The 364-nt window shown below is 37.9% G+C and carries 1 protein-coding gene; it reads right to left on the reverse strand.

All coding sequences use genetic code 11. The features are described 5' to 3' along the window. A partial coding sequence (locus tag HC175_RS20845) for a CidA/LrgA family protein (protein WP_235942719.1) occupies positions 1–187 on the reverse strand: 187 nt, incomplete at its 3' end. Positions 188–364 lie beyond the last annotated feature (177 nt).

Raw genomic sequence — 364 nt, forward strand, 5'->3', positions numbered from 1 at the left:
TGAGATCAAAATAAACCATTAATCCCACTCCGTAGGGGATGAAGAACAGCACCAAAAATTCCAGTAGTTTATCTGATGCCGGTTTGATTGCGCTTAACCTTACCCACTTCTGTTTTAGCGCTACAAAAAGAATTACCATCCCAAGGATGTTTCCTGCTATGGGAAGATTTAAAAAGTAACTTATCAATTCTCCTGTGAGCAGAAAAAGCAGGATAAGCAGAAAAGCTTTTAACCGGGTCAGGGAAAAAAGATCGGTTAGATAGTCTGCAATTAATTTGAATTTTTTGTTGCTGATAATTTCCTTCTCTTTTTGCTATTTCTGTTTAATAGCGTCATATAGCACCTGGTGAATTTCTGTGCGGGT

The sequence above is a fragment of the Salinimicrobium oceani genome, from assembly GCF_012037645.1.